This window comes from Actinomadura fulvescens, assembly GCF_039533225.1.
In the GTDB taxonomy this organism is placed as follows: Bacteria; Actinomycetota; Actinomycetes; order Streptosporangiales; family Streptosporangiaceae; genus Spirillospora; species Spirillospora fulvescens.
In genome coordinates this window covers 12,092-35,950 of sequence record NZ_BAAATD010000025.1, presented here as the reverse complement: position 1 = coordinate 35,950, position 23,859 = coordinate 12,092, and the positions used below count along the sequence as shown (strand labels likewise).

Annotated in this window: 14 protein-coding genes; 3 read left to right on the top strand and 11 right to left on the bottom strand. The window is 69.4% G+C overall.

Annotated features, from left to right (window positions below):
* Positions 1–17: 17 nt before the first annotated feature.
* The 9 genes from ABD333_RS45805 to ABD333_RS45765 form a co-directional block, all read right to left on the bottom strand.
* Positions 18–7,028, bottom strand: a complete 7,011-nt coding sequence (locus ABD333_RS45805) for a polymorphic toxin-type HINT domain-containing protein (RefSeq protein ID WP_344549207.1) — start codon at positions 7,026–7,028, stop codon at positions 18–20.
* Between the two features lie 103 nt (positions 7,029–7,131).
* Positions 7,132–10,926, bottom strand: a complete 3,795-nt coding sequence (locus ABD333_RS45800) for an RICIN domain-containing protein (RefSeq protein ID WP_344549206.1) — start codon at positions 10,924–10,926, stop codon at positions 7,132–7,134.
* A gap of 559 nt (positions 10,927–11,485) precedes the next feature.
* The gene (locus ABD333_RS45795) at positions 11,486–11,926 is read right to left on the bottom strand and encodes a hypothetical protein (RefSeq protein WP_344549205.1); all 441 of its coding nucleotides are present in this window, start codon (positions 11,924–11,926) and stop codon (positions 11,486–11,488) included.
* 210 nt (positions 11,927–12,136) lie between these two features.
* The gene (locus ABD333_RS45790) at positions 12,137–12,586 is read right to left on the bottom strand and encodes an MFS transporter (RefSeq protein ID WP_344549204.1); all 450 of its coding nucleotides are present in this window, start codon (positions 12,584–12,586) and stop codon (positions 12,137–12,139) included.
* A gap of 16 nt (positions 12,587–12,602) precedes the next feature.
* A complete protein-coding gene (thpR, locus tag ABD333_RS45785; RefSeq protein ID WP_344549203.1) occupies positions 12,603–13,166 on the bottom strand; it encodes an RNA 2',3'-cyclic phosphodiesterase in 564 nt (187 codons plus the stop codon).
* Between the two features lie 86 nt (positions 13,167–13,252).
* A complete protein-coding gene (locus ABD333_RS45780; protein ID WP_344549202.1) occupies positions 13,253–14,923 on the bottom strand; it encodes a TerD family protein in 1,671 nt (556 codons plus the stop codon).
* Between the two features lie 17 nt (positions 14,924–14,940).
* Entirely contained in the window at positions 14,941–15,510 is a 570-nt protein-coding gene (locus ABD333_RS45775; RefSeq protein WP_344549201.1) for a TerD family protein, read from the bottom strand.
* 106 nt (positions 15,511–15,616) lie between these two features.
* Positions 15,617–16,891, bottom strand: a complete 1,275-nt coding sequence (locus ABD333_RS45770; RefSeq protein ID WP_344549226.1) for an MFS transporter — start codon at positions 16,889–16,891, stop codon at positions 15,617–15,619.
* Positions 16,888–17,355, bottom strand: a complete 468-nt coding sequence (locus ABD333_RS45765; RefSeq protein ID WP_344549200.1) for a MarR family transcriptional regulator — start codon at positions 17,353–17,355, stop codon at positions 16,888–16,890. The genes ABD333_RS45770 and ABD333_RS45765 overlap by 4 nt, the downstream gene beginning before the upstream one ends.
* A gap of 205 nt (positions 17,356–17,560) precedes the next feature.
* On the opposite strand from ABD333_RS45765, the gene ABD333_RS45760 reads away from it, so the two are divergent.
* A complete protein-coding gene (locus ABD333_RS45760) occupies positions 17,561–18,376 on the top strand; it encodes an alpha/beta fold hydrolase (protein ID WP_344549199.1) in 816 nt (271 codons plus the stop codon).
* On the top strand, positions 18,376–18,933 hold the full coding sequence (locus ABD333_RS45755) for a TetR/AcrR family transcriptional regulator (RefSeq protein WP_344549198.1): 558 nt from the start codon (positions 18,376–18,378) through the stop codon (positions 18,931–18,933). The genes ABD333_RS45760 and ABD333_RS45755 overlap by 1 nt, the downstream gene beginning before the upstream one ends.
* Here the strand turns inward: ABD333_RS45755 and ABD333_RS45750 are convergent.
* A complete protein-coding gene (locus ABD333_RS45750) occupies positions 18,930–20,441 on the bottom strand; it encodes an NCS2 family permease (RefSeq protein ID WP_344549197.1) in 1,512 nt (503 codons plus the stop codon). The genes ABD333_RS45755 and ABD333_RS45750 overlap by 4 nt on opposite strands.
* Positions 20,442–20,504: 63 nt before the next feature.
* On the opposite strand from ABD333_RS45750, the gene ABD333_RS45745 reads away from it, so the two are divergent.
* The gene (locus tag ABD333_RS45745; RefSeq protein ID WP_344549196.1) at positions 20,505–20,762 is read left to right on the top strand and encodes a DUF2530 domain-containing protein; all 258 of its coding nucleotides are present in this window, start codon (positions 20,505–20,507) and stop codon (positions 20,760–20,762) included.
* Between the two features lie 47 nt (positions 20,763–20,809).
* Here the strand turns inward: ABD333_RS45745 and ABD333_RS45740 are convergent, their stop codons facing one another.
* Positions 20,810–23,854 (bottom strand): sacsin N-terminal ATP-binding-like domain-containing protein, encoded by a 3,045-nt coding sequence (locus ABD333_RS45740; RefSeq protein ID WP_344549195.1) that lies wholly within the window; start codon positions 23,852–23,854, stop codon positions 20,810–20,812.
* Between the last annotated feature and the right edge of the window lie 5 nt (positions 23,855–23,859).

Below are 23,859 nucleotides of genomic sequence, written 5' to 3'. Positions count from 1 at the left end.
AGACACCAGCTACATCCTTATATCGTGATCAAGCCTAGATGCCTGGCATCAGCCAAGGGCTTGGGCAGGAAGTCACGAAGTTCATCGTCCCATTGCTCGAGCGTCTTTGTCCATTTGTCTCTGTTGCATGTCCTGCAGGCGACACAGCCGTTGTGCGGGGAGCCACAACCTCCGGCCCATCTCGGCCGTACATGGTCGATCTGAGCATCATCAGGGAGTCCGCGTTGACGCACCCCTCCGATGATCGATGCGCGGCGGGTTACCTCCTGACCACAGTATTCGCAGAGAAATTGCCCCCCGTTGCGCGCTGCGTTGTCATCGTAGACCTGCTGCCGACCGGCATCCGTGAAGTCCAAGCCGGGTCGATCGTCTGGATGGTTTCCGCAGTTGTGAACGAGGACCGGTGTGGCAGCTGCGGCCACGTAGTACGTGTGGTCGACGTCAACGCTGAGGTTGTGGACGCGCTGGTAGCCGGTCCGGGTCTTGCGCCCAGTGATTTGGACGTGGGTGCCGGCGCTGGTGCGGAGCCACATGCCGGGCTTGAGCTTCCCGGCCTCGGTCCACTGCTTCTGGTCAGGGAGCCAGAAGGGGTGGTTGTCAGTGGCGGTGAGCGTGCCGGTCTTGTGACCGCGTCCACCGTCGAGGTCAATGGTGAGTGCAACGAGGTTTTTTACACCGGCGCTGGCGAAGGTGCTCAGGACTGTCTGAGGGGCCGTCTTGCCGGTTTCCGGGTTGGTGGCCAGCACCTTGTCGCCGACTTTTAGCTTGTCGATCGCTTTCTGTGTGCCATCGGCCATCAGTACGGCGGTGCCTGGGACGAAGCTCTTCTTTGCGCAGGTCGAAGCCGCCGAGCGACCGCTGGAGGAAGAGTTGGTCTTCTTGGCTGAGGCTGGTGCGGCCTTGGCGGCGGGGTTGCCCTTGGCTGGGCTGCCTCCCTTGCCTCCGGAGCCGAACTTGATCTTGCTGGAGATTTTCGGCGCGACTCTTGAGATGAGCGGGGCGGCTGCGCGGCCGGCCAGGCCCATGGCTCCGGCGGTGACCGCACCGACGGCGGCGCCGGTGGCTGTGGCTTTGAGGAAGCCGCTGGCGCTCCATTGATCGCGGGGTGTGTTCTGGGCATGGCTCATGGCGCCGTAGACGGCTCCTGCGGCGGCGGCGCAGCCGACGGCGCCTACGCCCGTCCAGCCGACGGCGGCTCCGCAGCCGACGCCTACTGCGACTGAGGCGATGGTGGCGCTGTGTTTCTTGACGAAGCCGCCGGTGGCCTTCTTGGCCTTGCAGACCCAGCTGGTGCACGGGGGCTTGGCCGGGGGTTGCGGTTGTGGGGAGAAGACCGGGGTCCGGTAGACCGGGGCGCCGCTGCTGTTTCTGGCTTGGCCGCCGTGGTCGCTGTCGCAGGAGGTGCCGCAGACGGCTTCTGGGTGGTGGGGGCAGCCGGCTTCAGGGGAGCACATGCCGCTGGGGTCGCTGCGGTCGATCGGGTTGTTCTCGGCATAGCCGTAGCCGTTCCAGCTGCCGGGCAGCTCGGCGTTGAACATGGGGTCGACGCTGATGAAGCGGCCCGTGCCAGGGTCGTAGTCGCGTGCGCCTAGGTGGGTGAGGCCGGTGGACGCGTCTTTGGTGCCGCCGACGTAGCCCTTATCCATCTGGGTGGGCCAGGTGCCGATGGGGCTTTGGCGTTCTCCGCCGAAGGGGCCGAAGCGGCGCAGGCTCCAGGTGTCTTGGGCGACGGCGTTGACGGTGGCGTCGGCGCTGCCCTGGTAGTCGGGAAGGAGGAACTGGACGGTGGAGTTCGAGGTGCCGGTGCGGTAGGCGACGGTCTGGCCGCCGTGGCTGTAGTAGCGGATCGCGCTGACCGCGCCGGTGAAGGAGAGCCTTATCTCTTGGCTTGGCAGGTAGAGCGTGGTGCCGGTGCTGTCCTTGCGGATCAGGCGGCTGCCGCCTGCGTCGTAGATGAAGCTGGCCAATTCCTTGTCGGAGGTATCGGTGACCTTGGACAAGTTGCCTTCGGCGTCCCAGATGAGCTTTTGACCTGGCCGGGTCGTGGTGTTTCCGGTCTCGTCGTAGGAGTAGAGGTCGGTGCGGGTGTTCGGGCCTTGGGTCTCGGTGACGCTCTTGAGGGCGTGCGGGCTATTCAGGCCGCTGCCACCGAGGGAGGCCGGGTAGGTGTAGGTGCGGGTCTTGTCGCTAGCGGGTCCGCCGCTGAAGGCGTGCTGGATTTCCTTGGTCCGGGCGCCGATCTTTTCGCCGTTGGCGTCGTACTCGTAGGTGGTCCAGTACGGGGCCGGTCCGCCGACCGTGGTCGCTGAGGGCGCGGTATCGCAGTTGGTGGTGGAGCTCCAGGCCTGGGTCAGGCGCTGGGCGTAGTCGTAGTTGAAGCACTGCCGGTCGGGTGCCTGACTGACGGTGTTGGTCAGGATCGATTTGATCGACCCGGAGTCGGTGTAGTCGTACTTGGCCTCCACGTCGTAGGTCGCGGTGGAGGTCTGGCGCTTGGTGGTGGCGCGGGTGAGGCGCTGGGTGGCCTCGTCACGGTCGAAGGTCTGCCAAATGAACTTGTCGGAGACCGCGGCCAGCGACAGCTGGGTGACGTCGCCGTGCGAGTTGTAGATCGTGTCGGCGACGTAGGTGGCCAGGCCGTGCGACCACTCAGGGAGCCCGTCGGCGTCGTACTCGGTGGTGACCCTCTCCTCCGGCAGGTTGCCGGCTGCCGGATAGGTAGTTGAGAGCGGGCTTCCGTTGAAGTTGTAAGACTGGGTGGTGGTGTAGGTCTTCCCTAGCGTGCCCTGGGAGGCCGGGATGGTGATGGACGTGCCTTCGGCGCGGTAGAGCCCGTCGTATCCGGTGATGGCGGTGACGTACTTGTCGGCGCCGATGTGACGGGTGGACGAGACCGGCAGGCCTAGCGCGTAGGGGAGGGTGTCATAGATGTAGGAGGTGAGCGGCGTGGAGCCGTTCTTGACCTCCAGGGTCCGGCCGAGCTTGTCGTAGCTCTTGGTGAGGGTGGTACCGCGGGCGTCCTTTGATGTGGCGACTTGGTCGAAGTGGTCGTAGGTGAGGGTGGTGGCGCCCTTGTCGGGGTCGATGGTGGTCGCCGGACGGCCCTGGACGTCGTAGGTGGTCTTCCACACGTTGCCAGCGGCATCGCGTACTTCGTGCTGACGGCCTGCGCCGTCGTAGGAATAGGTGGAGGCCAGGTAGGCGCCGGACAGGTCGGCGGTCTTGTATTGGCGGGTCTCGACCGTGCGTCCGCGGGCGTCGGTGATGCTCATCGTCGGCATCGCCCCGTTGGGCGGGATGACGATGCTCTGCTCGCCCTTGTACTGGTTGGTGGTCGTCCACTTCCTGGTGGAGTTGCTGAAGAGAGTGGCCGTCAGCGGACGCCCAATGCCGTCGTATGTGCTGATTGTCTGGGATGGCACCTGGTTGTCGTCAGCGCTGGTGAGCACGCTGGACGGGTTGCCGGACATGGCGTACGGGGCGTTGGCCTTGAAGACCAGCCCCCGGCTGTCGTACTTGGTGTCGGTCACCATCCGGCCACCGCCGGGTGCCTCGGTCTGGGACTGGCGCGGACGCAGCAGCCCGTCCAAGACCTCAACCGACGTGTCGTAGGTGTTCGGGTCCGTTTTGCGGAGGGTCTTCGTGGTGATCGAAACCGGGTTCCCGTTGGCGGGAAAGGCGTAGGTGTAGATCGTGGAAGGCCGGTCCGGGTTTGAGCTCTTGCTGTTGCCCGGTAGCCAGGCCTGGACGATCCGGCCCATTCCGTCATAGACGGCTTCGGCCACGCGGCCGTTGGTGTCGGTGACCTTGGTCGGTGTGCCGCGCGCGGGGTTGTACTCGGTAGTGGTGGTGAACCGGGTCGCCGTCCCCTTGACGTTCACCGGCGGAGTGGTGACCGTGGAGGACTTCAGCCAGCCTTCGGCGGCGTCGGTGTAGCCCGAGGTGGTGGTGCGATCGTCGGACGTGGTGGCGGGGTCGCCGACCTGGGTGGTGGAGGTGACACGGCCGTACCGGTCGTGGATGTTGGTGACCGTGGGGGCCAGTACCGAGCGCCCGGCGGAGACGTTGGTGAGTGTTTCGACGCGTGAGTCGTCGCCCTTGGTCGGGAAGTCGCCGTAGTTGCCACCGTCGTAGATGGTCTTGACGTCGGAGATCATGTCGCCCGGGACGAGGTTGGGCTCGTCGCTGGCGCCGTTGTCGCAGTCGACGGCGACCTTCAGAGTCCGGATCGGCAGGGTCTCGATGGGGATCTGATTGCTGCCGAGAAGACCGCTGGGGTAGACCGTGCGAGTGCAGGTGTCGTCGGCGGCGGTGCCAGGGTCGCCTTCATCGTCGACGGCGACGGTACGGCCGCGCGGGTCGTAGGTGTTGTAGGTCTCGGTATAACGATCGGTGCCGTCGGCCTTGCGGGAGCGGGCCTTCGTCCACGCGGGCTTGACCCAGCCGGCGTACACCGTGATGTCGTCGTCGCCGTTGGTGTCTTTGAAGGTACGGGTGGCGGTGCGCTGCCACTTGGGCATCGAGACGCTGGCGGTCACCTCGGCGTCAGTGTCGAACGAGCCGTTGAACGTGCGTGTCTCGATCGCCACACCGGCGAGGGTGTCGATGTCGTCGATCGTATTGAGCAGGTTCTTGGAGTCGTTGATGGTGACGTTGGAAGGGGTGACTCCCTTGCCCTGGTAGTTCCCGTCCATACCGCGGGCATAAGTCGTCTCAGTACGCGACTGGACTTCGCCGTTCTTGCCATCACCGACGACAGTGCGAACCTTGCTGTAGCCGCGCCACTGCGACCAGTGCCGCCACTTGTCCTTGGTCAGCCCGTCGTCTTCGGCGTACCGCCATGCGGCACCGCCCACGTAGGTGTAGTCGGTGATGCGAGAGCGAGACCCTCCGGTGTCATCGGACTCGATGACGTAGCTGGCGACGTACTTGTGGTACCAGTCGTCGATCGTCTTGCCGTTGGGGTCGGTCCACTTGACGGGGAAGCAGCGTTTGGTATTCGACTTGGGCTCGGGCATGTTGCCCGCCGAATAGACGCATTCGCCCGCCGGGGTCGGCGTCACGTACGGATCTGAGTAACCGACCGAGGTGGTGGACCCGGTCCCGTTGTTCACGCCGACCAGACGCGGCCGATCGAATCCGGGCAGCGCGTCCACACCACTGCCCCCGCGCCCGGTCACGACGCGGTTGGGCATCAGCTGACCGGTCAGCGTGATCTGCGGGGCCTTGGTGTCGGTGCCGTACTTTCCGGTCTGGTCGATGGTGTGCAGCCACAGCACACCGTTCTGGTACGTCTGGCCGAGGTCGTACACGTCGACCGGGCTGTAGGTACCCGCGGTCTTGTTCGTCAGCAACTCGGTGGTGATGCTGGTCAGGCGCTTGCGGTCGAAGAACGTCGGCGAGATCTTCTTGAAACCGCAGGTGTCGCCGTCCTTGCAGATCTGGTCGTCAGGGAAGTCGGTGCGGTCGGCGACATCGAACCGGACCCGGGCGGTGGCCGGCGTGGCATAGGTCTCGCCCTGGCGCTGGCCGTAGTCGATGCGCTTGAGGTAGCCGCCGGAGGTGTACTTGGTGCCGCCGGAGAACTGCTCAACGCGCGTGTAGTTGTTGGTCTCGGTGCCGTAGTAGTACGTGATCGTGTTCTTGTGCGGATCGATCACATGGTCGAGGTTCCACCGCCATGCCTGCGGACAGTGCGCGTCCTTGAAGGTGGCGTCGTAGCAGGGCTCTCCGGAGTCATCACCGAAGACAGGAACCGTCCACGCCGAGTTGGTCTCGGTCTTGCCCGTCGACCAGTCGTCCGGACGGTCCTTGCCGAACACGTACTGGGTGCCGTCCATCGTGGTGACGCGCCACCACTCGCCGTTGTCGTCCCCGTTGGCCGCACCGGTCAGCCGCTCGACCCTCGAGCCATCGTCGTTCTTGGGCCGCCACGACTTCGAGCCCGAGTCGTACAGCAGTTCGGTGGCCTTGCCTCCCAAGGACAGCACCGCGTTGTCCCGGCCCCAGCACAGGTCCCCAGAGGTGTGGCCGTCATCGATACAGGGCTTGTACTTGCGTTCGATGAAGCCCGGCCAATACGAGAAACCATCGCCGATCCACGACGCCTGGGAGTTGTCCGCGGCCGTCTTGCCGTCGACCGCCCCCGAGCTGTACCCGATGGTGATCTCCGGCAGCAGGCCACCCGGTACGGGAGGCAACCGGACCGGATAGGACCAGGAGAACTCCCCCGTGTTGGTTCCCGCGTTCCAGCTGGACGCCGGCGTCAGCTGGGTGGCGGACCAGTCACCACCAGGACCGGACGCGCCCGCCTCCGCCGCCAGCACGACGGCACCGGTCTGGGCTTCCGGTGTGACCGAGCCAGCAGGTATGTCCACGTCGGCGGACAGTGACTTGGTCTTGGGATCGTTCAAGGTCGGGAGCGGAGTCCGCTTCTGGCATTCGGGCTTGGCCGGAGTGGTCAGAGCGCACGAGGGCAATCGCACGAGACGCAGCCGCGATGCCCAGTCACCACCATGCGCGGTAGCGAACTGTGAGTAGTTCAGCCCGACCTTGGCCCGGCCCGCCTCCTGGCCAGACAGGGTCACCAGGACACCGTCCGTACGGGCCGCTTCAGCCAGCTTCTGATCGCCGAACTGGACCCTCACCTTCGAAGGCGCCGGTCTGGTGCTCGATTGAACGCCCCGCTTCGGAGTCGGCGCGGTGAGCCAGACCGGAAGCTTGCCAGCCTGGACCCACGGCGCCGCGGTGCTGGCATCCGGCTTGATCGCGGAAAGGTCCGCGGTGACCTGTCCGCTGGCCGGCCACGTCGGCTCAGGGATCTGCTTGTCTATGGGCGTGCCGGCCTGGCCAGGGAGTTTCGGCGTGCCGGCCTTGTGCGTCTTCCCCTCGATTCGAGGTGTCTTCTGGGTGCCGGGACGGCGGTCCTTGCCCCACTCTGACAACTTGGGCCGGACCGCCGCCGCCGCTTCACCGATCATTCCGGTGAACAGCGCCAGTGAGGTCATCAGGGCGACCAGTACGATCATTCCGCGTGCTCGGCCGAGCACCCTCAGCACACCACTCACTGACGCCTCACATCCACACGTCGCCGTACATGAGCCAGTACTTCGCCGGATCGACTGCAGCCGGCTAGGCGCAGCGCCACTCCGAGCCGGGAAGGCAGTTCAGCTTCCACACCTGATGCGCTTCGACGGGCTCCCGAGGAACGTTCTGAACGACATCGCCGAGATCGTCGGCTGAGGCGTCCTTGACCTCGACGACCTGTCCGCTGTGCGCTGCGATGAGCTGGTAGCCGTCCTTGCCGTCGCCCGCGATCGGCGTCACCTTCCAGCTCTGGTGCTGCGCTCCGGGTTCACACAGCCCTTGCCGGATGTTGGCGCCCGCGACCGTTGAACCGTCGGCCACTTCGAGGCACTTGGCGGTCTTGGGATCGCTCAGGGTGTTCACGCTGATGAGCGTGTAATAGCCGTTGCCCTGATGGACGAACTTCCAGTCCTCCCAGGGGTAACCCTCGCAGGTCCACTGGATGACATCGGCACCGTCGGTGGTCGACCCGCCCAGCACGTTCATGCACTTGTTGCTCGACGTGTTCCGCAGACGGTAGGTGACTCCGTCGAGCTCGTGGAACTTCTGATCGGTGATGTTCCACAGCTGCTCGTCCAGCACCGGGTCCCCGCACGACCATTGCAGCACGTTCGCCGCGGATCCCATGCTGCCGCCTTCGACAGTCAGGCACTTGTCACTGCGCTTGGACTTCAGCCAGTAGCCGTTGGCCTTCTTCTCGGCCTTCCACAGCTGGCCGGGATTGCCGTTGCAGTCGTACTGCCACACGTTGCGTCCGTCTGCCGTGCCTGAGCCATCCGTGGCATCGACATCAAGGCACTTACCGCTGTTCGGGTTCGTCAAGGTGTAGTAGCCGTCCCCGGCGTCGGTGAACTGCCAGTTCTGGGCTTCTCCGCGGTTGCAGATCCATTGCTGCACGTTGGCCTGGCTGGCTCCGCTTGCATCGACGACGTCCAGGCATTGCCCCGAATTCACGTTGACCAGCCGCAGCGTCTCTCCGGCGAACTGCTGATCCTGGATCGACTCGCCGTAGATGGCCCGCAGTACCGACTCGTCCGGGTGCGCGAGCGGCCACAATTGCGAGTCGTCCAGCCACCCGTTCCAGTACGAGCCTTTCCCGGTGGCGGTGGTCGTGGTCCCAAACAGCAGTGATCCGGTTCCGGCCGCGGGTACCCAGGTCGTGGTCGCCGCTGCCAGTTCCTCCGGCATCACTCGCTTGGTCGTGCAGTTCCATGGTTCCGCAGGCACAGGGCAGACCTTCGTCTCGCCCTCCGCCTGGGTGCGAAGCCAGATCTCACTCTTGATCGGGTCGTACCCGGCCATCAACGAGACCCAGTGAGAAGTCCAGGGAGTGCCGTCGGCCGCCTGCGGGAGATTCCTGCTCACTTTGCCGATCTCGGTGCCGTCGGCTTTCCGGTGCCGGAAGGTCCACCGGTTTCCGATCCAGCCGAGTTCGAACACGCTCCCATCAGCTGCCGCCTGGCTGACGACGATCTGGTCGCCGGTGGTGGTCGCGAGTTTCGCCCAGGTAGAGAACATGAACCGCTTGCTGGTATCCACCAAGGGCACCGGCTTGCCATCGGGTCCCGTACCGGGCCGGACTTCGCCGAACTGGGCACCGTTCAATCGAACGGAGCGGTCCGCGGGCACCTTGGCGAGATTCCCCGGCTGGTTCATCGCCGTGCCGCTGCTGAACACCATGTCCGCGTTCGGGTTCGCGGTCCCGGTGCCGGCCACCGCGTGGGCGATGTTCCCGCTCGTCTCGTCCATCGCCCAGCCGGCGTCCCGGGGCGGCTGCTCGACACCGAACTCGTACTTCTTGACAGGGCTCGGATTCCCCGCACGGTCGTATCCGGTCACCTCAAGCCACTGCCACCCGAATCGCTTCGGGGTCCAGGCGGGAGTCGTCGCCGACGCTCCCGGCGCGATCTTGTCCAGGGTGCCCGACCTGCCGTCGGAGAACTTGTAGAAGAACTTCACCACGTCGCCCGAGCCACCGGGACCGAAGGTGAACGTTCCCGGCTTGTACTTACGACCCTCGGCGTCGTAGCCGCCGGTCCTGCCCTCCGGGTACTCGGCGGAGGTCACGGTAGGCTGGTTCGGCCGCTTGCCGTCGATCACGAACTCACACCAGGCCGACCAGGGGCCGTACAACTGCGTGTCGTCCTGGCCGCGGACTCGCCACATGAAGCCCGTCCCGCCGTCCGGGCTGGTGGGGGCCTCGTCTCCCTTGACCATCGTCAGGGTTCCGTGGAGGTAACCGTCAGCGGCCGCCTTCCGGAACTTGCCATCCGGCGGGTCGTACCGGTTCCAGCTCTCCGCCGGCTTGCCCAGGGGCGCCACCTCGTACTCCGCACGCAAGAGCTGGCCCTCGGCGCCCCCCGCGCTGTCCCCGTCATAGTCGGTGAAGCTGCCGTGCAGCGTCCGGTCTCTGGACAGTCCTACCCAGGGGCGGTTGGCACCCTGGACACACGGCTTCTTGGTTGTGCCGCCGTTCTTGAAGTGGACGTCCTTGGGTGCCAGGGGGACACGTGAATACTTCACGACCATGCGCGGATCGACATCCATCACCTTCCAGGTGTGGGTGTCGTCGTAGTCCTTGTCGGGATACAGCCCGAGGTTGAAGATGTCCCACTTGTAGTCGGTCACCCACTGCAGCATGCGGACCAGGTTTCCGCCGGTGAACCTCGCGTCGTTGGCGCCATTGTCGTTGCCGCATTCGGGTCTGCCGACCCTGACCGAGGCGCTGGACAGCCATCCGTTGTCCCAGCCCGACCCCGAGGGGACGGACTCGCCGGGACGCGAGTTCCAGGTCGTCGACGAGTCGAAGTGCCCGGTGTTGAACAGCCGCACATCCCGCGGCGTGCATGACCAGGCGTGCAGGGTGTCGAACGTGATCGCCACGTCGTTGACCTTGACCTTGACGTTGCCCGACCATTGGTGCAGCTTCGAGGCGTCCATGCGGATGAACGAGCGCTTGTCGGTCCCGTCCTCGACCTCCCGCCCGGTGGGCAACCGGTCCGGCTTCCAATACTTGGCATCGGGGAAGGTCCGGTCGACATAGGCCCAGCCGGAGTTCCAGGCGCCATGACCGTCGTTGTCGGCTTCACGGTCGCCGTTCCAGGTCTGCCAGGAAGGATCCAGGACGACCGGGAACTTGGTGTCGGCCGCGGTGAGCAGCTTACGGTCGGGCACCAGGGCCAACGACCCGGACCCGACCTCGACCGCCATCGGCTTGGTCGTGGCCCGCGGTGCCGGCCCTGCCGCCACCTCCTCCGGCGCGGACTTCGCGATCGGCCTCTGACCAGCGGGCTCAGTGCCTTCCCACATCAACGGTGCAGGTGCGGCAAAAAGCTCGTTGCCGGTGGCATCGACCGCGGCCAGGCGTTCCCCCGAGAGCTCTTTCAGCTTCACACCGGACGCCCGGATGCCGAACTTGATCTTGGCCAGGCCGGGGGCTTTCGCCGCTTCCGGAGTCCGTACGACGACAGAGTGGCTCCACCCGGTCGGAGTCGACCGCACCACCAAGTCGACCCCGGCACCGCCGGCGTCAACGTAGGTGGCGTTGTCACCGTCCAGGACAGGGGCGGGCAGTTTGGCCCCTGTCCATGTCAAAGTCAGGGACTTGCCGTCCCGCGTCATAGTCGCCAAGACATCGTTGCCGCCCGCACCGAACGAGACGCCGTTGACCGACATCCGTGAGGCGATCCCAGCCCCTGTGCGTTGCAGCGTGAGATCGGCGTCGTGGAAGGTTCCATTCCGCTTCACTCGAATCGGCACCGGCGAGGTCTCGAACTGGAACTGACCGTCCGGCAGCGCGCTCAGCTTTGTCGTCTCGGACGCCTGCTCGGTCACCTCCACCGGCCGCCCGGTCTCCTTCGCCCGCACCGACGCGCTGAGCTCTGGCGCCGGAGCTGGCGTGGACTCCACCTCTGATGGCGACGCCCCCGCCGGTGCAGCCGAGATCAACGAGGCCACCAGCGCAGCCGAGATCACTGCGGCCAAGGCCCGGGGACGAGTTCCGAGAAACACGGAGGAATGGCAGTGAGAAGCCGCTGACCTTGGTCGATGCCGAGTAGCCACAGACACCCCAACACACAGTAAAGCCGGAATAAAGTCGGCTTAACTTAACGTGACAGCGCTCTGGTCTGAAAGATCAAGTTCCAGGAAATAATGTGACGCTCGTCACTCTGCATCCTTGTCAACCGACGCCCTGAACTGCACGTCTCTCTAGTTCGGATGAGCAGGCCACGTGGAAGGGCGTCTATCAACATCACAGTGAGTCACGATGCGACACCTTGGACAGGTTGACCAGCGAGTTTAGGAATCGAGTCAACGATGGTCGTCGACCAAACGACATTCGCTCGCGCTAGTGACTTGATGGCAGACCGACTTTCCTTTATAGAACCTGACGGATAGGTCATCCGCCTCGCATGGCAATGAAGACCAAGGCCAGTGCGGCCAGGAGGAGGGCCAGGACTGCGTAGCCGTAGGTGAGGGTCGCTGCGGTGGCTACCGCAGTGACCAGCAGGGGGCCGCCCGCGTCGCCGAGCTCGCGGCCCACTTTGGCGGCTCCCAAGGTTTGGCCGAAGTGTGAGGCTGGGGTGGTCGCGGCGAGGGCGGCGAAGCCCAGCGAGGTGATCGGGCCGGTGCCGGTGCCTATCAGGCCTGCTGCGGTCAGGACTCCGGGCAGTCCGGGGATGGCGGCGGCCAGGCCGGTGGCGGTGAGGGCCAGGCCGATGAGGATGCCGCGCCGGGCGGTGATATGTCCGGCGTCGAGCGCGCGGCCCGTCCGGGACTGGACGACCGCGGCACAGCCGGCGAGCACGGAGACGACCGCGCTGGTGGCCAGCGTGCCCATGCCCGCGGCGGCGCCGGACAGGGCAGGAAGCCCACGCCGACGGAGAGGGCAGCCGTCGCCGCAGCAAGGGCGGAGGTGGGGCCCAGGAAGGTTCGGGTCGAACAGGCGGCGGGCCAGGTCGAGGACCGTCTGCCGAGCTTGGGCAGGGGCGGGACGACAGGAACCGAGAGCGCGGCCAGAGGGCGGCCACGGCGGCCAGGACCGTGAGGGTCAGGAAGAGGAGGCGCACATGAGGACCCCGCCGGGCAATGGGCCGAGCGTGTAGCCGATGGACTTGTAGAAGCCGTACGAGCCGAAGGCCCTGCCGTGCGAGGACGGGTTGAGGCGGGCGACCAGCACGGAGGCCGAGGGGCTGAACGCGGAGGCGGCGGCGCCCTGGCCCAGCCGCGCCGCCCACAGGTAGGCGGTGCTGTCCACGGCGGTGTAGAGGGCGGATGCCACGGCGAACGCGATGAGCCCGCCCAGCAGGAAGGGCCGGGCTCCGACGCGGTCGGCGAGGGAGCCGAAGAGGGGCTTGAGCAAGGCCTCGGCGCCGTCGTACGGGGCGAGGAAGCCGCCGAGCACGAGGACCGAGGTGACCGCGCCCTCGGAACCGGGGTTGGCGGCGATGCCATGGGCATCGAACGCGGTGGTGAACCCGGCCGCGTACAGCGGCCACATCTGCGCTCTTATCGTTTCAGCGGAGCGACCACGTCTTCAGCGGCTCGTACACCGGCTGCGGGTTGTCCTTGCCCGGCAGATGGCTGCGCATCAGGTGGACCGAGCTCGCTGTCCAGGAGGAGCCGGCGAACGCGGACAGCACCTCCACCAGAGGCCGCACGTCCACCGGCTGGCGGGAGCGCGCGAGCGTGAGGTGGGGACGGAACCCCCGGTGCTTGTCGGGCAGGGTGCCGACGCGCCGGCCCGCGGCCGTCGTCGAGGCCGCCAGGCGGGCGAGGCCGCGCCGGTCGCCGTAGATGCCCGCCCAGATGACGCGGGCGTGCGCGCCGCTGCCAGGGAAGGCGCCCGCGCCCGCCAGCGAGAGCGAGAGCCGGTCGTACCGGCCCACGGCACGTTCCAACCGGGGCAGCAGTCGTTCCAGCGTGCGTTCGTCGATCTCGCCGAGGAACGTCAGCGTGACGTGGACCAGCTCCCGGCGGATCCACTTGAGGGCGGGCCAGTCGGCCTTGATCGGAGCCAGGAACTCGTCGAGCTCATCCAGGACCTCCGGCGGCGGAACGAGCGCGACGAACAGTCTCATCGGCGTTCCAGGTGCCCGATGCGCATCGCCACGTGCACAGCCTGTCAGCACATGAGCCGCATTGTCACGCCCCGAACCCGGTCCGGTCACCCCAGCGACTGGGACTCTCCGCCGTACGACGCGATCGTACGGGCGTGAGCGCCGAGCACGTGCGCCAGAAGGGACGGGGGCCGCGTGCCGTCACCGGCGTCCTGCAGCACGTCCGGGGTGAGCGTCCAGTCCGCGCCGACCCACCCGTCGGCGACGCTGCCGGGGATGGACGGCAGGCTGTTGCAGACCTGGCGGACCCTCATCGCGCGGACGGACTCCGAAGCCGGGGTGTCGGTCTCCACCAGCAACACGGGCACGCCCACCAGCGGACCGTCCTCGACCAGCCGGAGCACCTGGTGCGCCTGGTCGCCGTCGAGCATCGAGCCCGCGTCCAGGATGACGGCGAGCCTGATCGGCGGGCCGGTGGGCAGCTCGGACTCGTCGGCGCCCACACCGCGCAGATCGATCAGGTCGAGCAGGCGGCCGAGCCGTTCGGCGGCGGCGGGCCCGGTCGCGACGCCTCCGCCGAGCAGCACCTCGCGCAGCACCGTTCCGGCCGGGTCCAGGTCGTTGAGCCAGCCCGCGCCCGCCAGGCCCGCGGCGTCGATGACCTCGACGCCCGCCACGCCGGGCGGCACGGCGGCGAAGAACCGGGTGACCAGCGACCAGGCGTACGCGATCGAGTCGCCCGGCAGCGCGCCGCGCGAGATCCAGATCCCGCGCCGCCACGGCATGCGCAGGACGAGCGGCACCTGGAGCCCGGGCAGTTCGTCGACCGACAGCCCGCCCAGCAGGACGCCGTCGGCCAGGTCGGTACGCGGCTGCCAGGTCAGCCAGGCCGGTCCGGAGAACGGCGCGACGTCGGCCGTGGAGAACGGGTCGCGGCTCGCGAGCTCGTCGCGCAGCTGCGCGGCGTCGGCGTGGAGTCGCTCGGTCGCGGCGTTCATCAGCTCCTGGTAGCGGCCGGACGGCGCGCGCCCGGCGATCTCGTCGTTGCGGATGACGAGCGCGTGTTCGGTGGCGGCCCGGAACGCCGACAGTGAACGGCTCGCGTCCTCCCAGACCAACCAGCACCGTTCGACGTAGCCGACCTCGTGCGACCCCGGCTGGCGCGGCTCCTGCCGCTGCTCCGCGGATGCGGGAGCGGTCGCCGCGGCCGGGAAGCCCGCGGGCGGGGTGAACGAAGGCGCCGCGGGGGGCGGGCTCGGCTGCGTGGACGTGTCGTCCTCGCCGGAATCCTCGACCTCCACGCCGTGGTCGGTGACCAGTTCGGCCAGGCCGCCCGCGTACCCCTGCCCGACCGCGCGCACCTTCCAGGCACCGGCGCGCCGGTAGAGCTCGAACCCGACGATCGCCTTCTCCGGGCCGAGCCCGTCGACGGTGAACGCCACCAGCGTCGCCCCGTCGGTGCCGACGACCTCCAGGCGGGGCGGCGCGGCGGCGCCGAACGACCCCGGCCCGGCGAGGCTCACGGCCACCACCACGGCGTCCGCGTCGCCCGGCACGGCGTCGAGGTCGACGTCGACGCGCTGGCCGCCGCCCGCGTCCGACCAGCGCACGCCGGGCGCCTCGGGGGCGTTGAAGAAGACCAGGTCCGCGTCCGAACGCACCCGCCGGCCGGGACCCACGATCAGCGCGCTCACGTCGACCGGCACCGCGCAGGTGACGACGACGGCGAGAAGACGCGCGGGCAGCGGGGCGTTGGCCCCGCGCAGCAGCTCTGTCATCCGGGGATCGTCCGCGCTCAGGCGTGCGCGGTGATCGTCGGCAGCATGTCCTCGAACGTGCGGCCCTGGCTCGGCTCCCCGACGGCGGCCATCTTCCAGCCGCTGCTGTGCCGGTAGAGCCGGGCCATCACCATGGCCGTGTGCCCGCCGCCGCCCGTGAGCGTGTAGCGCGCCAGCTCCCCGCCGCCGGTCTCGTCGACCAGGCGGCAGAACGCGTTGTCGACCTCGTCGAAGGTCTGGCCGTTGAACGAGCTGACCGTGAACACCAGCGAGGTGACGTGCACCGGCAGGCGGCCGAGGTCGACGAGCACCGACTCGTCGTCACCGTCGCCGTGCCCGGTCACGTTGTCGCCGGTGTGCCGGACGGAGCCGTCGTCGCTGACGAGCTTGCCGAAGTAGACGACGTCGGCGAGCCGTCCGTCGGCGAACAGCACGCAGGAGGCGTCCAGGTCGATCTCCTGCTGGCGGGCGCCGAAGAAGCCCTTCTTCTTCACCGCGTCCCAGCCGAGCCCCATCCGCACCATCGTCAGCGTGTCGCCGGGCTTCTCCAGCGAGATCCGCTGGCCCTTCTCCATCGAAACGGCCATCGCCGTGCCCCACCCCTCCTCCGTACGAGCAGCACCCTGCATCAGTAGCCGGCAGGCACCAAACCGGGCGAACCCCGGCATGCCGAGCAATGACCGTCAAAGAGTGTCAGTAGCCCCGCCCCGCTGTCATCCGGTTCGCCAGCATCGCGGGCACGCGGACGACCTTGCGTGACTCGCGCGGAGCGGCCAGCACCGCGACCACGAGGGCGGTGAGCGCGGCGACGACGCCGCCGAAGACGATCGTCATGCGGGGGCCGAACGCCTGCGCCATCCAGCCGACCATCGGGGCGCCGAGCGGGTTCGTCCCCATGAAGACGAGCATGTACAGGCCCATCACGCGGCCGCGCATCTCCGGCTCGACGCTCAGCTGCATCATGGCGTTCGCCGCGGTGGTGAAGGTCATGAGCGCGATGCCGGTCGGGACGAGCATCACCAGGAACGTGGTGTACGTCGGCATGAGCCCCGTCATGACCTCCAGCACACCGAAGACCAGGACCGAGGCCAGCAGCAGGCGCAGGCGCGGACGGGCGACGCGGCGAGCCGCCAGCAGCGCCCCGGTGAGCGCGCCCAGCGCGAGCATGCTGGAGGCGAGGCCGAACGAGGAGGCGCCCGTGTGGAAGACCTCGCGGGCCACCAGCGCGACCGTGATCTGGAAGTTCATGCCGAACGTGGCGACGAAGCCGACGAGGGCGAGCACCAGCATCAGGTCACGGCGTCCGCGTACGTACCGGAGCCCTTCGCGCAGTTGCCCCTTGGCGCGGGCGACCGGCTCGGCGACGTTCAGCTCGCGCTCGCGCATCGCGTACAGCCCGAGGAGCACGGCGCCGAACGACGCCGCGTTCACCAGGAAGACCGGGCCGGTGCCGATCGCCGCGATCAGCAGTCCGGCGAGCGCCGGTCCGAGCAGCCGCGCGCCGTTGAACGTGGCGCTGTTGAGGGCGATGGCGTTGGGCAGATCGCGCTTGCCGACCATCTCGACCACGAACGCCTGCCGGGCGGGGTTGTCGATCACCGTGGCGAGCCCGAGGCCGAACGCCAGCAGGTAGACGTGCCAGACCTGCGCCGTCCCGCTCAAGGCGAGCACGCCGAGGACCAGCGCGAGCGCGCCCATCGACACCTGGGTGATCATCAGTAGCCGGCGCTTGGCGTAGCGGTCGGCGATCACACCGCCCCAGAGCCCGAACAGCAGCAGCGGCAGGAACTGCAGCCCGGTCGTGATGCCGAGCGCGACGCCGCTGCCGTGGGTGAGTTCGAGGACGAGCCAGTCCTGGGCCACCCGCTGCATCCAGGTACCGGTGTTGGAGACGACCTGGCCGGCGGTGAAGAGCCTGTAGTTGCGATTGCGCAGCGACCGGAACGTCCCACCGGCCGCCGGCGTCAGGCCTGGCTGAGTTTGTCCAGGATCGGGGCCGCCTCCCGCAGGATCGCCCGTTCGTCCGGCGTCAGCTCGCCCAGGCGTTGCGAGAGCCACGCCTCCTTGCGGCGCCGTTCCTCGGCCAGCAGGTCCCGTCCCGCCGCCGTCGCGCTCAGCATCACCTGGCGCCCGTCCGTCGGGTGCGGGCTGCGCTCCACCAGCCCCCGACCCTCCAGGAACGCGATCACTCGGGTCATCGAGGGCGGCTGCACCTTCTCGTGATCGGCCAGCTCCCGCGGGGTCATCGACCGATGGCGCTCCAGTGCGGCGAGCGCGGCGAACTGTGTCAGGGACAGCGGACCCGGTGCGCCGGCGCCCGCGGCGGGGACGGGTCTCAGCGTGCGCAGCCGGCGCGACAGCCGCGCGATCGAGATGCGCAGGTCTTCGGCCAGCCCGTGCGCGGACGGCACGGGCTCTCCGGTCGGTGACATCGTCATGTTCGTTCGCAGAAGTCATTGCTTTTGCTAACGATCCGCCGGGGCTCTGCTATTCCCCGCCACCGGCGGCGGCGCGCAACGACTCCGGCCCCTCCGATCGGTCGCTGGACTCCCGGCCCTCATCGTCCCACGGGCCCGCTTGACAAGGATGGCTAATGGAATTAGCTTTACGGCTATCAGACATAAGGAGTGCGACGGCATGACCGATCACCTCGACGTCCCGGGCGGACGGATCGCCCACGACATCACCGGCGAAGGACCTCTCGTGGTCCTCGCTCCCGGGATGGGCGACGTGCGGGCCACGTTCCGGCTGCTCGTCCCCAAGCTGACCGAGGCGGGCCACCGCGTCGCCACGGTCGACCTGCGCGGCCATGGCGAGTCGAGCGTCCCGTTCGACTCGTACGGCATCGCCGATGGCGGCCGGGACCTGGCGGCGCTCATCCGGCACCTCGGCGGCGGGCCGGCGGTGGTGCTCGGCAATTCGTTCTCCAGCGGCACGGCTGCCTGGCTGGCCGCCACCGAGCCCTCCCTGGTGAGCGGCATCGTGCTGGAGGCCCCCTTCGCCCGGCCCGTCACCATGAACGCGGTGACGCGGCAGCTCGTCAGGGTCGTCCTCAGCAGCCCGGCGCTGTGGGCGATGTACTACAAGAGCCTCCTCAAGGGCCCGAAGCCCGCCGACTTCCCCGCGTACGTCAAGGCCCTGAAGGCGAACCTGCGCGAGCGCGGCAGGCTGGCGGCGGCCCGCACCATGGGCCTGGACCGCAAGGCCGAGCTGTCGGGCGTGCTGGCCCGGGTCTCCCAGCCCGCGCTCGTCGTCATGGGCGCCAAGGACCCCGACTTCCCCGACCCCCGGGCCGAGGCCGCGCTCGTCGCGGGCGAGCTCGCGGGCAGAGCGGAGACCGTGATGATCGAGGGCTCGGGCCACTATCCGCACCAGGAGTTCCCCGGCGAGACCGCCGCCGCCGTCCTGGCCTTCCTCGGCCGGGTCGCGCCGGCCACCCGGGGAGACGTCTGATGCCGCGCGCCGGGCTCTCCCCCAACGGGGTCGTCGACGCCGCGATCGCGATCGTGGACGCCGAAGGCCCCGCCGCCCTCACCCTCTCCGCCGTCGCCGGGCGGGCCGGGGTGCAGACGCCGTCCCTCTACAAGCACGTGCGCAACCTCGCCGAGCTGCGCCGGCTGGTGAACCTGCGCGTCCTCGACGAGCTGGCCGAACGGCTCGGCGAGGCGGTGCTCGGCCGGTCCGGCGACGACGCGGTGCGCGCCATCATGCGCGCCTACCGCTCGTACGTCGTCGACCACCCGGGCCGCTACGCCGCCATGGACCAGGCACCCGACCCCGATCCGCGGCTGGAGGCCGCCTCCGGCCGGCTCCTCGGCATCATCCTCGCCACCCTCCGCGCGTACGAGCTCGACGACGCCGGTCTCGTCCACGCCGCCCGCGCCCTGCGGTCGACCGCGCACGGCTTCGCCATTCTGGAGGCGTCGGGAGGCTTCGGCCTCCCGCAGGATCTGGAGACCAGCTACGAACTGCTCATCCAGATGGTCGTCGGCGGCCTCCACCGGGACTAGCCGACGTTCAGCAGCTCCTTGACCGGGTCGAGCGCGAAGTAGAGCACGAACAACGCCGCGATCAGCCACATGAGCGGGTGGATCTCGGCGAACCGGCGCCGGGCCGCCTTGATGGCCACGTAGCTGATGAAGCCCGCCCCGATGCCCACCGTGATCGAGTACGCGAACGGCATCAGCACGATCGTGAGGAACGCCGGGATCGCGATGTCGTAGTCGTTCAGATCGATGTGCCTGATCTGCGTCATCATCAGGAAGCCGACCACCACCAGCGCCGGCGTGGCCGCCTCGAACGGCACGATCGTCACCAGCGGCGCGAAGAACATCGCCACCAGGAACAGCCCGCCGGTCACCACGCTCGCCAGCCCGGTCCGCGCGCCCTCCGCGACGCCCGCGGCCGACTCGATGTAGGTGGTGTTGGAGGAGGTCGACGCCGCGCCGCCGGCCGCCGCCCCGACCGAGTCGATCAGCAGGACCTCGCGGATGCCGGGCAGCTCGCCCTTCTCGTCGACCAGCCCGGCCTCCTTGCCGACGCCGACGACCGTGCCCATGGTGTCGAAGAAGTCGGCCAGCATCACCGTGAAGACGAACAGGATCGCGGCCGTGACCCCGACGCGCTCGAAGCTCCCGAAGAGGCTGAAGTCACCGATCAGGCTGAGGTCCGGCGTATCGACGATCTTGTCGGGCAGCTCCGGCACGTTCAGCTGCCAGCCGTCCGGGTTGATCACGGGCTTGCCGTCCGGGCCGGGTCCCTTGTTGAACGGCCCGGCCTCGGCCAGCGCCTCCACCACGATCGCGACGGCCGTCGTGCCGAGGATGCCGATCAGGATCGCGCCGCGGACCCGGCGGGAGACCAGGAGCACGGTGAGCATCAGCCCGAACGCGAAGACCAGCGTCGGCCAGCCCGACAGGCTGCCCGTGGCGCCCAGCTGCAACGGCACCGTCGCCTCACCGGCCGCTCCCGGGATGCGCCGCACGAACCCGGCGTCCACGAATCCGATCAATGCGATGAACAACCCGATGCCGACCGCGATCGCCGTCTTCAGCCCCGCCGGGATCGCCCTGAACACCGCCACCCGGAACCCGGTCAGCACCAGCACGAGGATGATCAGGCCTTCGAGGACGATGATGCCCATCGCGTCCTCCCACGACATGCCGCTGGCGATGCTGTAGGCGAGCAGCGCGTTCAGGCCGAGGCCCGCCGCCATCGCGAACGGGTAGCGCCCGACCACGCCCATCGCGAGCGTCAGCATCCCGGCCACCAGCGCAGTCGCCGCCGCCACCAGCGGAATGCTCGCGCCGGGCGTGGTCAGGTCGCCGAGGAACTGCTCGTCCGCGTCGGCGACGGTCCCGATGATCAGCGGGTTGAGGACGACGATGTAGGCCATCGTGAAGAACGTGGCCAGCCCGCCGCGGACCTCGCGGGCCACGGTCGAGCCGCGTTCGGAGATCTTGAAGTACCGGTCGAGCGGGCTCACCCGCCGCCCGCGTGCCTCATCGGTTGTGCTCATGCGCGCACGGTGACAGAAACGTGGCTGACCCAAAAGACCTCAATCGCCGTTTAGGCTGAGCGCATGACCCGACCCCGCCGCCCCGATCCGCCGCCGCTGGAGACCAACGACGTGCGCATCGCCGTGGCGGGCACCGCCGCCTGGGCGGTCGCGCTGGTCGTGCTCCTGATCGTCGGCGCCGACCGCTGGTGGCTGTGGGTCTGCGTGACCGGTATCGCCATCGGCCTCTTCGCCATCTGGTACGTCCCGCGCCTGCAGTCGGGCCGTGCCCGCCAGGAAGCCGCCCGAGCGGCCGACCGCGCCCCCGCCGACCCGGAGTGACCTCAGCGCCGCCGGCGCTCGCCGCCGGTGCTCGGCGGCGTCGCTGCTCAGGTCGTGCGCAGGTCGGATTCGGCTTGGAGGGCAGGCAGGGCGGACGGGTCGCGGAGGGCGGCCTCCAGGAGGAGCCGGTCGTCCCAGCGTTCACAGGCCCAGGCGAGCCCGCGGGCCAGTCCGGCGGGACCGGACGCGTGGATCTCGCCGTGCTCGTACCACCAGGGCACGGGCTGGCCGTCCACGACGAGGCGTTCGTGCGCCAGGTAGGTCTCAGGGGCGTCCGGTAGCAGGGCGTGGACGACGTGCGGGACGGAACGCTTCTCGCCGGGAGACTCGACGACGCCCGGGATCTCCTCGGCCGCCATCGGCAGGTCGAGCAGCTCGGCAAGGCGCTCGGCCCGTCCGTACGCGGCGATGACGAGCGGCTGGCCCACCAGCAGCGGCAGCAGGTCCGGGCGGTCGAGCACGAGCGCGTCGGCGGCGTCGGCCACCTCCACCTCACCGTCCACGACGGCGCGCACCCGTTCCGGAGGCCGTATCCGCGCGTCCTCGGGCAGATCGGCCAGCGCCGTCCACAAGACGCTCAGCTGGTCGCGTGCCACGGCGCGGTCCGGGTCGCCCATACGGTCGAGCAGCTCCTGGGCGCCACCCGGCTCCGCGAGCAGCGCGTCCAGCGACGTGCGCACGCCCAGTGCCAGCAGGAGCTCGCGGTCCAGGTCGCCCGACACCGCCTCGTACAGCCCGGCCAGCGGCTCCGAACCGGCGGCGAACCGCAGCTCGGCGGGCCGCCGCCCGTCCAGGACAGGATGGCGGCCGAGCCACCAGGCGGTGTAGGAGGGCACCGAGACGCGACGGCCGTCGTCCAGCGTGACGTGGGCGGGCTCGACCAGCGCGGCACGCCACGGCGGCCGGGCGAGGCAGCGGAGCGCGGCGTCCCAGTCGGCGACGAGTTCGAGGTCGCGGACGGCCTGGAACTCCGGCACCAGCGGCGGCAGCTCCTGGAGCCCGAGCCGGTCCAGCACCTCCTCCGCCCACAGGTCCTCGCCGTCGAGGTCGAACGAGTCGGCCAGATCCGCGAGGGCCGTCAGGCTGACGTTCTCGCCCCGGACGAGGGCGAATCCGTCGAGCACGCCGACGGCCTCCAGGGGCTCGGTGCCCCAGCGTTCCACCAGCTCGCCCGCCACCACGCCGAACGGCGCGTCGCCGGCCATGATGTCGCGCAGCGGGCTGCCGGGCAGCAGGAGCTCTCCCGCCGCGTAGAGCTCGCCGTCGTCGCCCGGCAGCGCGAGCTCGGCGAGCCACGGTTCGGTGCCGGGGTCGAGGTGCGCCGCCGCGGCCAGCCCGAGCACGGCCCCGGCGACCCGGTCGGGGTCGTCGGCGTCGAACGAGCCGTCCACGGCCGCCCGTACGGCCGGATCGGCGAGCACCGTGCGCGGCCCCGCCTCCACCGCGCCGAGCCGCAGCAGCAGCGGATGCTCGGCCTCCGGGTGAACGAAGCGCAGCCCGAGGGCGCCGAGCGCCGCCGGGTCGATGCCCTCGGCGGCGACGAGGAGCCCGCGCGGCCCGCGCACCATCCGGGCGGCGTGCTCCCTGAACGGATCGGGCTCTCCCGCCAGCGGCACCGGCAGGGCCCCGAGCGAGTCGGTGGACGCGCCCGTGAACGCCTCGTACAACCGCCGCCACCACGCGGGCTCCCGGTCGAGCGCGGCCAGTTCGTCCACGATGTCGGCGAGCTCCATGCGCCGGACGCCGAGCGCGGCGAGCGCCTGGTGCCGGACGGGCCACCCGGCGGGAAGCAGGCCCGGTACGACGACCTCCGTACCCGCCGGACCGCCGGCCAGCAGTTCGATGAGCGCCGGCGGTCCGTCGACCGCCACCGCGTCACGCCCCCGGACGACCTCGCCGTCCTGGGTCGCCGCGGTCGGAAGCAGCGGGGTCTCGGGGAGGCGGGCCAGGACCGCGCGGCGGATCGCGGCGTCGAGCTCGCCCGCGCCGACCGGGCCGGGGACCAGGTCGAGCAGGCTCGGCGTCGTCGGCAGCTCCCGCAGGAGCCGTACGTAGGCCTCGGCGGCCCGTTCCACCAGGAAGCCGGTGAGCGGTCCGGGCGCGACGTGGCGGCGGTCGGGCGCGAGCGGGAACGAGGCGATCAGCAGGGCCGGCAGGCCGAGCCGTTCGTCGCTCGGCGTCGGGGCGTGCACGACCGCGGGCGTGCCCGCGGGGAGCCCGCCGGACTCGGGCATGGCCCAGCGCACCTGCCACGTCGGACGGGCACGCTCCTCGGTGGGACGGTCGGCCAGGAGCTCGGCCGGGACCCGGCCGTGCGCCTCGACCGTCCGCCAGGGCACCTCGTCGATCACCGCCGTGCCCGGCGCGCGGTGGTCGGCGGTGACGGTACGGAGGAGGACGCCGTCGACCTCGATCTCGATCGTTGCGAGGGCGGGCAGCGCGAGCATGAGGGCCGGGCCCACCTGGTCGAGCTGATCCCGTACGAGCGCCTCGGCGGCGTCGTCGCGCAGCGGGAGCCGGACGACCGTCATAGCGCCCTCGGGGATAGGCGGAGGCGGCAGCGGGCCGGTGAGCGGGAACGGCAGCCGGAGCAGGGGCACCTGGCCGCCCCGCCGGGCGAGCTCGTCGGCGAGCGCGGGAATCCGCGCCACCAGCTCACGGGCCCGGACGGCCGACCATTCGACGCCCCCGATCGAGGGGTTGTCGCTCACCGCGACCACGGCGGCGAACCCGACGCCGAACCGTCCCACGGCCCCCTCGTCGTCGCGCTTGGCCGACGCCCGCAAGGTGGACAGCGCCTCCACGCCGGCGGCGTCGAGCGGCGACCCGTCGTTGGCGGCGACCAGGACGCCGTCGCGCAGGCTCAGCCAGAGCCGCCCCGGCGCCCCGGCGCGCGCGGCGGCGTCGGCGGCGTTCTGCGCCAGCTCGACGACGACACGGTCGCGGTAACCGCCGAGGGCGTAGTCCTCCTCGGCGTTGGCGTCCTCACGGAACCGCGCGGGCGACTCCGCCCAGGCGCGGAGCACCCGTTCCCGGAGCGCCCCGGTCCCGAACGGATCCGGAGCCGCGCCGCGACCCGACGGTTCAGCCACCGGCC